This window comes from Armatimonas sp. (genome assembly GCF_043760365.1).
GTDB lineage: Bacteria > Armatimonadota > Armatimonadia > Armatimonadales > Armatimonadaceae > Armatimonas.
This window is the reverse complement of record NZ_JAYUPA010000869.1, coordinates 1-8,763: the sequence shown is the minus strand read 5'-3', so window position 1 is coordinate 8,763 and position 8,763 is coordinate 1. Positions and strand designations below refer to the sequence as shown.

Genomic DNA, 8,763 nt, shown 5'->3' with positions numbered 1-8,763 from the left:
AAAAAACAGAGTAAAAAAGAAAGAGAAAAACGATGAGAATTTTTGGTTTAATTATCCTTGGGCTGATGTTGCTTGGCAACCTGATTCGCCTTCCGATGCTAATCATGGCCCTGAACTCGGACTCCGCATCACAATACCGGCCAGGCTATCTGACCTCGGTCTTAATGGGGACAATCGGTTTCACAGCACTGATTGCATTTCTCTTTGTCCGACTCCTGCGAAAGACCGAGTAGAAGAAGTCAGAGAACAAAAAGAAAAAGCCATAAAGCTTATGGCTTCTTCCATAGGTTCTCCGGCTTCTTCTTTCTGGCTAAACAAAACTTCCCTGTGATAAAATAAACAGATATTTAGTCTAAACACTCCTTCCCGAAAGGCAAATGAACATGGCACTCCGACGACGAACTCTCTCACTTGCAACGCGCAGCACCGATTCCCGGCTCGCGGGAATGACCGCAATTGACCCGGCTCTTGATCTTGGTGATGGTGTCTCCGTGGCCAATCTCACCGCCAAACGCGTCGCCGCCGTGGCCGCTATCGCTGCCTACAATGCCAAGCTCGCCGAGGCCGATGCCCTCGCCAATGCCGCCACCGCCGCCGAGCGCGAGTACAATATCACCCTGGGCGGGCGCATTCTTACCAAGGTCTCCGCCAAGTACGGCAAAGATAGCACCCCGTACGAGCAAGTGGGTGGTGTCCGGGAGAGTGAGAAAAAGCCACGTACCCGAAAAGCCCCCAAAACAGAGTAGAATAAAGCCATGCAAACGCCTGTTCCGCAAACAGAGGACGAAATCATTGAATGGCTAAATGCACGCGGCAACGGCGACCCGGATGAGAATGGCATTAGCCGTGATCAGCTGAGAGAGAACCGTCGCCTCACCCCCTTAGAACGTCTACACCAAGCTGAGAGAAGCACCGCTGGAATGCTGTGGCTCCGCTCCGTTGGGGAGAGACACAGAGCCGTTACTAAGAGGCACAGCCATGCTTGACGCGCAATTTCAAGTAGCCATTCAGCGTCTTCAAGAAGCAGGCGTTCAGTTTGTCATCGTTGGAGGAATTGCACTGATCCTACAGGGGGGCGCACATGTCACCACCGACATTGATTTCAGCTTCGCCCCGGATGAGACAAACCGTCAAAAATTGGCGGAGACGATGAACCAGATTCATCCCAAACCACTGGGTTGGACCTCGTTTGAGCCTTACGTTATCACTGCAGAAAAGCTGCAACGCACTCGGTTTCTCAACTTGAAGACAGATATTGGGCCTATTGACCTCCTGCCTCTTCCTGCCGGAATAGATTCTTTCGAGGGGCTCTGGGAACGTGCTGACGTGATGGACTTGGGTGATTTTTCCATACGTGTCGCCTCCATTGACGATCTGATTGCGATGAAGAAAGCCGCAGGACGCCCCAAAGACGAGCGACACTTAATGGAGCTCTATGCCCTAAAAAAAATCATTGAAGACGAAGAATCCGTCGTCGCCTGACCGACAATGGAGGCAGAAATGCGTCTGTTGATCGTCTCCCCCTGGTTTCCGTATCCGCCCGACAATGGCTCTCGCCTGCGGGCGTGGCACCTCATCCAGCGGCTGGCAGAGCGCCACGAGGTGCGCCTGATCGTGGGGCGGCAAGAGGATGCCAGCAGCGGCGAGATTCCCCTCAAGATTCCCACCACGATAGTTCCCTGGCTCTGGCACCAGCCGGGCGCGACGGGCAAATCCGGGGCGCTCCAAGCACTACTCTCAGCGACGCCCCGCTCAATTCTGGAGACATCTAACCCGGCGTTTGTGGAGGCTATTGCGCGTGAGCTCGCCCTGAAGCCCGATGTCGTGCTGGCGATGGAGCTGGGCAGCGATGCCTACTTGCCAGAGCAGCTCCCCTGCCCCATTTTTTTAGATCAAGTGGAAGTCTCAGGCTTGGAGCAGGCGTGGCGGCAAGCCGCTACGCCACGGGAACGCACGGCACGCTGGCTGACGTACACAAAGGGCAAGCGCTACTGGAGCAGGCGGCTTCGGCGCTACCACGGCCTCACGGCGGTCTCGGAGGCGGAGGCACGCGCCGTCGAAGCCCTTACGGGCAAGCCCGTGACGCTCGTTGCCAATGGAGTCGCGACGAAAGAGTACTCCCCTCGCGAAAAACCCGCAGGAGTGCCAGGGCGGCTCCTCTACAACGGCGCACTCTCCTACGGCCCCAATCGCGATGCGGTACTCTGGTTTGTGGAGGCAATCCTGCCGAAGATAACAGAGAGAATCCCAGAGGCGCATTTGGTTGTGACAGGAAATGCGGACGCGGCACCGGAGGCTCTGCGGCAACATCCGCAGGTAGTACTGACGGGCTTTGTTGCGCAGCTACAGCCGGTCCTGGCCGACGCGCAGGTCTGTGTGGTGCCGCTCCGAGCGGGAGGGGGGACGCGGCTAAAGATTCTAGAGGCGTGGGCGGCAGGGCTTCCTGTGGTCGCGACAACGATTGGGGCAGCCGGGCTGGATGGTAGTACGGACGGTGAGCACCTCCTGATGGCCGACACGCCAACAAGGTTCGCCCAGCAGACCGCCGCGCTGCTACGTGATCCGGAAAAACGCCGGGCACTAGCCCAGAGCGCCCGGACACTGGCAGAGGCCCGCTACGACTGGGATGCAATTGTGCTCAAACTGGAGGAGTGCCTCCATCAACGAAAATCATGAGTAAGGCAAGAGACGACAGCAAGTCAGGAGACAGATTCAACGACGAAGCCACGATCTGGAGGGATGACTCCGACCGGCCCGTGCGCGACCTGATCACCAGCGGCGCCGAACAGAAGCTCAAGCTCCTGGGAAGCGCGGCCGTGATTGGTGCCGTGCTGGGTCTGGGGGGAGTTCTCGCAGCGGGTGCGGGCCTTAAGGGAATGATCTGGCTCGCGATTGTCGTACTCGGGCTTGTCGCCGTGGTGACCGTCGCCAACTACCTGGAAGCGGGGATCATGGTCTTTCTGGCACTCTGCTGGTTTCTCTTTAAAACTCCGGGTCTGGCCCAAGGGCAGAGTGGCGGCGGGGAGCAGGGGCTTGCCTTGAGCCAGCTCGGGCTGGTTTTTCTGTTGGCAGCATGGGCGCTTCGTCGGCTTTTCGGACGAGAAGGGAGGCTCTATAAGTCCCCTATTAATGCACCGATTCTTGCCTATCTCTTTGTCTGTGTCTGGTCCACGCTCCACAGCCAGCTCTTTCCGGACAGTACTATCGAGCGTGGCCTGATCAGCGCCACCCCGATGGCGGTCAACCTGATGGAAGTGGTTCTGCGGGTACTGGCACTGGGAGGGCTCCTGCTGGTCGCCAACACCGTCACGCGAGAAAATAAAAGTCGGCTGGCAGCGATGTTTCCCATTGCGGGTGTCCTGCTCTTTTTGTTCTCGCTTCAGGGCACCACCAACAACCTGCAGCACCCGCAGGGCCTGGCGCTTTTTGTGCCCGGTCAGGGCTACGGCGCGTTTCCTCAGATGCTTGCAGTCGGTGCGCTGATGGCACTCGCGCTGGCAGGGATCGGAAAGCGCTGGCAGCAGTGCGCGATGGTGGGCATCGCCCTAGCGATCTTTGGCTGGGCATTTATCCGAAATGCAGAGTGGGTCTCGGGCTGGCTGGCAGGAGGACTGACACTGGCAATTGTGGTCTACAACACCAACCGGCGGCTCTTCTGGATCGGTGTCGGCATTGTCGCGCTGATTGTCTTGGTGAAGTCCGACTACTTCTGGGTCAAGTTCTACGAGATGAACTTCTACAAAGGCGGCCACATGAACTGGGGCCTAGCGACTCTGCGTGGTGAGCCGATTGGTGCTCTGGAGAACGACCGGAGCCGGATGCTCCGCGCCGCTTTTCAGTATGCCGATGCGTTCCCGCTCGGGGTGGGGCTGGGCAACTATAAGAACTATAATCTTCACTACGGCTCCCCGGCGGTCTGGAACTCCACCACATTCACCTCGGCGCACGGCACCTACGCACAAACCCTCTCGGAGCTGGGCTGGCTCGGGCTCCTCAGCCAGCTCTGGCTCCAGGTCGCGACTCTGGTGGCACTCTACCGCTACTGGCGTGCACTGCCTGCGGGCACCTGGGAGAAGCCGTGGCTCCTGGCGACCTACGCAGGCTGCTGGGGGCTCTTTGTCTCCGCGTTCCTGGGCGACTATATCTTTCCTAGCTATCACAATGGCGGGATGGGCTCGTTTGGCGGCACGGTCTATGTCTGGCTCTTTGCTGGCCTGGGAATCGGGATCGCACGTCTCAATGGGCTGAGCTGGGATCGTCTCACCGGGAAAGTAACCGACCGGCCCCGTCCGCAGCCGCGCTGGGTTCGCCCCCTCGAAGGCGACCAATGAGAGTGCGCGACCTCTCGATTGTGATCGTCTCCTGGAACACAAAAGAGCTGCTTCGCGCCTGCCTGACCAGTATCCAGAGTGTTGATGCCGAGGTGTTTGTCGCCGATAACGCCTCCACCGATGGCAGCGCCGAGCTCGTCGAGACCGAATTTCCTGGGGTTATCCTGATCCGCACGGGGGCGAACTTAGGGTTTGCGAAAGCCAATAATCTTGCGCTGAAACAGGCAACGGGCCGCTATTGGCTCCTGCTCAACTCCGACACCCTGGTTCCCAAGGGCGCCCTGGAGGCACTGGTTGTGGCTCTAGACTCCCACCCCGAAGCCGCCGTCGCGGGCGCTCTACTGCTCAATAACGATGGCACACTCCAGAAAAGCTGGGCGCGCTTCCCTGATTTCAGGAGCGAGCTCTCCGGCACACTGGATCGCAGCCAGTGCCCCTACACCGAGGCGCTGCTCAGCACGGAAGCCACGCGAAAAACCCTTGCGCCCTTTACCTGCGACTGGGTGGGTGGTGCGGTATTTTGTGTCCGCGCCACGGCAGCGCAACAAGCGGGCCTGCTGGATGAGGCGTTTTTTATGTACAGTGAGGAGACCGAGTGGTGCCACCGTCTTAAGTATGTCACGGGCGGCACCACACTTCTCGTGCCCGCATCGGTCGTCGTTCACCGGGGCGGTGGCTCCAGCAGCGCCGTCCCCAAAGCCACTCGCCAGCGCATGTGGCGCTCCAGTCTACGCTTCTTCGGATTAACCAAGGGTCCCCTTGCGGGCCTGCTTCCCTCCGCCATCGCTACGGGCCGGTATCTGCTCTCGCCCCTCCGGAGAAAAGTGTGAGGCCAGAGAAACGCCTGCGGGTTGTCATTGATGCGCGCCCCCTCTCGCACCCGCAGGCGGGCGGTTACCGCTCCTACGTGAGTGCGCTGGTGTCCGGGCTCGCGGCGCTTGCTCCGTCTGATATAGAAATTCTACTCTACTTAGATCGGCCTCTCGAAACCACGCTGCCTTTTGAAACACGGACGCTCTCACCGTCACGACTCAAGACCGATTTTTACGGATTCGCCCAGCAAGTAAAAAAAGACCGCCCGGATCTCGTCCATGGAACCGTCAATTACTTGCCTTTAGGAATCTCGACCAGAACCGTTCTGCTACTCTACGACGCCCTGCTGCTCAAGCGCTATCCGTGGGAGGAAAAACTTCAGCGCTCTGTGCGACAGCGGCTACTCAACGGCTACTGGGCCGCTCTCATGCGCCGTTCAGCCCGCACCGCGACGCGTACCTTCACGATCTCACGTGGTGCGGCGCAGGAGCTTGCCTCCGTGCTGGGAGGCGCACCTGAGCGGTTTCCGATTGTCCCGATAGGCCTGACAATGCCCCTTCCCTGCCCGGGAATCGTGCGTGAGCCCAACACCCTGCTCGCCATTGCCGCCCCCGATGCGCGCAAAAATATCGAGGCGCTCTATGCGGCTCTGCCGCTTCTGGCGGACCTTTCTCCCACACTCAAGCTAGTCTGCACCTCGGCGTACACGGCGAGCGCTGCTGAGGAAGCGATTGCACGGCGTGGCCTAAAAAATGTCCAGCTCTTGCGGAACCTCGACAATCAAGCCCTCTCGGACGCCTACGCAAGCGCGGGTGCGTTTGTCTTCCCCTCACGGCTAGAGGGCTTTGGCTTGCCTCCGCTGGAGGCGATGCAGGCAGGAACCCCCGTTGTCTGCTCCCATGCGCTTCCGATGCCGGAGGTTCTAGGCGATGCACCTCTCTACTTCTCTCCTGAGAGCCCCCAGGAGCTCGCTGCCGCCGTGCGCCGCTTGCTCACGGAACCGGCAACGCTAGGAGCGCAGTGCAGCGAGCGCGGCCGTCGGCAAGCAGCTCTCTACACGCTCCGTGCGATGGCCGAAAAAACAGTGGCTCTCTGGCGTGAGGTGGCGGCGGCATGAGTGAGGAGCTGGCATGAGCAAGCCGCGCGTGCTGTTTCTGGCGCACTTACTTCCGTGGCCGCTGGAGGGGGGTGGGCAGATCAAGTCGTACCATGTCCTGCGACAGCTCTCCCACGCCTATGATATCAAACTCCTCGCCCTGATCCGAAAGGCCGACGAAGCCCAGAGTGCGGAGCCGCTTCGGGAGTTTTGTGCCCTGGGGGTGGAGACGATCCCCCTGCATCGAACGAAGTTATCCAATCTTCTTGCGGCAGCCAGCGCTCTGGTCACGGGGCGCTCGTTTATTGTCCAGCGCGACAATACCCCAGCACTCAGAGCAGCCGTGGCACGGGAGCTGGCAGCGGGGAGCTACGTCGCCCTTCACACAGACCACCTCCAGATGATGCAGTTTGTCCCGGAGGCAACCCCCGGTGTAAAAATCATACTAGATGAGCACAATGTGGAGTTTCGCATCCCGCAGCGCCTCGCACAGACGTCGAAAAACCCTGCATGGAGGCTCTATGCCAACGGTGAGTGGAAGCGCTTGCGTCGCTTTGAGCAAGCGGCACTGCGACGCGCGGATCTCACTCTGTCGGTCTCCGACGAAGACCGGGAGACATTAGAGGATTTAGCAGGAGCTCAGCGGGGTAGAATCAAGACACTGCCAATTGGTGTAGACACGCAGTATTTTCAAGCCTGCACCCGAAAGACGCTCTCCAAGACTCTAGTCTCGATAGGCACGATGTACTGGCCGCCAAATATTGATGCTTTGTGCTGGTTTTGCAGCGAGATTCTGCCGAAGATACAGGAGAGAGAATCGAACACTCAGCTGATGATCGTCGGAGCAAGGCCCACACCGGAAGTCCAGGCACTGGCTGCGAACCCCGCCGTGACAGTGACAGGCTCCGTGGTAGATGTCCGGCCCTATGGCCAAGACTGTGGAGCCTTTATTGTGCCTTTGCGCTCAGGATCTGGGATGCGGGTGAAGATTCTCAACGCTCTGGCAATGGGTCTGCCGACGGTCTCAACGACTGTGGGGGCAGAAGGGATTGAGGTGATAGACGGCGAGCATATACTCCTGGCAGACACGGCGGACGAGTTCGTGGCGGCGACGCTTCGATTGCTCTCTGATCCGGTACTGTCCGCACGCCTGGCCCAAAAAGGGCGCGCACTAATGGAGAATCACTACGGCTGGGACGCCATCGGGGCACGCCTGCGCGGCTACTATGCGGAGGTACTCGCCCCATGAAGCTGCTTTTTATCGCCCCCTATCTCCCCTCACCGATTCGGGTTCGTACCTACCAGCTCCTACGGCAGCTTGTCCGCCTGGGGTGTAAAGTTACCCTGGTTGCCTTGGAAGATGCTCCTCTGTCGGAGAGCTTGCGCACGGAGCTCACCGATCTTTGTGATGCCACCTACTTTGTGCCACTGCCGCGTCGTCAGGCGAATCTTCGGTGTCTGACAGCCCTGCCGACTCCCAAGCCACTCTGGGTCGCGTACTGCGACACCCCTCTTTTGATCTCAACCGTTCAGAAGCTCGTTCAGACGGAACAATTCGATGTCGCGCACGTCGAACACCTGCGAGCGGCCACGGTACGGGTGGCCTTGGGAGACCTTCCCTGTGTCTTGGATGCCGTAGACTGCATCACGGCACTCCAGCGCCAGATGTTCGAGCAAAGCGCTAACATCGGACAGCGGCTCCTGGCTTGGGAGGAGTCCGTCAAGCTGCGGCACTGGGAGCCCTGCGCCTACGCCGACTATCATGAGATCGCGGTCACGAGTCAATTTGATGCGGAGGCACTGAGCGCCCTAGGAACACGTCCTCAAATCCATGTCATCCCCAACGGGGTGGATTCAGAGTACTTCCAACCCAATCCCCAAACAATCCCGGAGTCGGAGACACTTGTTTTCAGTGGAAAAATGAGCTATCGTGCTAATGAGAATGCGGTTCTTTGGTTCGCGGCCCGACTGTGGCCACGACTTAAAGCAGAACACCCTAACCTCCGCTGGATAATTGTAGGAAGTGAACCCAGTAAGGCTATTCAGGCGCTGGCAGTAGATAGAGCAATCACTATAACTGGCTATGTGGACGATATTCGCCCGTATTTATCAAAATCAACCCTTGCAATCTGCCCCCTCCAAATCGGAGTGGGTATTCAGAACAAGGCATTAGAAGCCATGGCAATGGGCAAACCCGTTGTCTGTAGCCCCATAGCAGGCCGTGCCCTCGTTGAAGCAACACACCAAGGTGGCATAATCATTGCAGAATCAGACGATGCATTTGTGGCCGCGTGTCTACGCCTCCTTCGTGAGCCGGAGCGCCGGAAGGCGGCAGGGATGGCAGCCCGACAGTTTGTGGAAAAGCATCACCGCTGGGACTGTGCTGCAAAAGCCTTTACCGAGCTTTATGCACGAGCAGGAGCTGCGTGGTAAACCCTGTGTACAAACAAGAACGAGATCATATCAGAATGGAAACCCAGGTCTACACCCCCCCTGTCCCCGTGACGGCTCCCACCGCCTCGC

9 protein-coding genes are annotated in these 8,763 nt (G+C 58.9%); all 9 read left to right on the top strand.

Annotated elements, in window-relative coordinates; genetic code table 11:
- Positions 1–331: hypothetical protein (locus tag ACH2EH_RS21605; RefSeq protein ID WP_395144987.1), on the top strand; the 331-nt coding region annotated here is incomplete at its 5' end.
- 46 nt (positions 332–377) lie between these two features.
- The gene (locus ACH2EH_RS21600) at positions 378–746 is read left to right on the top strand and encodes a hypothetical protein (RefSeq protein WP_395144985.1); all 369 of its coding nucleotides are present in this window, start codon (positions 378–380) and stop codon (positions 744–746) included.
- A 232-nt stretch (positions 747–978) separates the two neighbouring features.
- Entirely contained in the window at positions 979–1,482 is a 504-nt protein-coding gene (locus ACH2EH_RS21595) for a nucleotidyl transferase AbiEii/AbiGii toxin family protein (RefSeq protein WP_395144984.1), read from the top strand.
- An 18-nt stretch (positions 1,483–1,500) separates the two neighbouring features.
- A complete protein-coding gene (locus tag ACH2EH_RS21590; RefSeq protein WP_395144982.1) occupies positions 1,501–2,676 on the top strand; it encodes a glycosyltransferase family 4 protein in 1,176 nt (391 codons plus the stop codon).
- Positions 2,673–4,331: an O-antigen ligase family protein gene (locus tag ACH2EH_RS21585; RefSeq protein ID WP_395144980.1), complete on the top strand. Its 1,659-nt coding sequence runs from the start codon at positions 2,673–2,675 to the stop codon at positions 4,329–4,331. Before ACH2EH_RS21590 ends, ACH2EH_RS21585 begins: the two co-directional genes overlap by 4 nt.
- Positions 4,328–5,161 carry a glycosyltransferase family 2 protein gene (locus ACH2EH_RS21580; RefSeq protein ID WP_395144978.1) on the top strand — a complete coding sequence of 278 codons (834 nt, stop codon included), beginning with the start codon at positions 4,328–4,330 and terminating at the stop codon, positions 5,159–5,161. The genes ACH2EH_RS21585 and ACH2EH_RS21580 overlap by 4 nt, the downstream gene beginning before the upstream one ends.
- Positions 5,158–6,261 carry a glycosyltransferase family 4 protein gene (locus tag ACH2EH_RS21575; protein ID WP_395144976.1) on the top strand — a complete coding sequence of 368 codons (1,104 nt, stop codon included), beginning with the start codon at positions 5,158–5,160 and terminating at the stop codon, positions 6,259–6,261. Before ACH2EH_RS21580 ends, ACH2EH_RS21575 begins: the two co-directional genes overlap by 4 nt.
- Before the next feature lie 13 nt (positions 6,262–6,274).
- On the top strand, positions 6,275–7,489 hold the full coding sequence (locus tag ACH2EH_RS21570) for a glycosyltransferase family 4 protein (RefSeq protein WP_395144974.1): 1,215 nt from the start codon (positions 6,275–6,277) through the stop codon (positions 7,487–7,489).
- Positions 7,486–8,673, top strand: a complete 1,188-nt coding sequence (locus tag ACH2EH_RS21565; protein WP_395144972.1) for a glycosyltransferase — start codon at positions 7,486–7,488, stop codon at positions 8,671–8,673. Before ACH2EH_RS21570 ends, ACH2EH_RS21565 begins: the two co-directional genes overlap by 4 nt.
- The last annotated feature ends 90 nt before the right edge of the window (positions 8,674–8,763 follow it).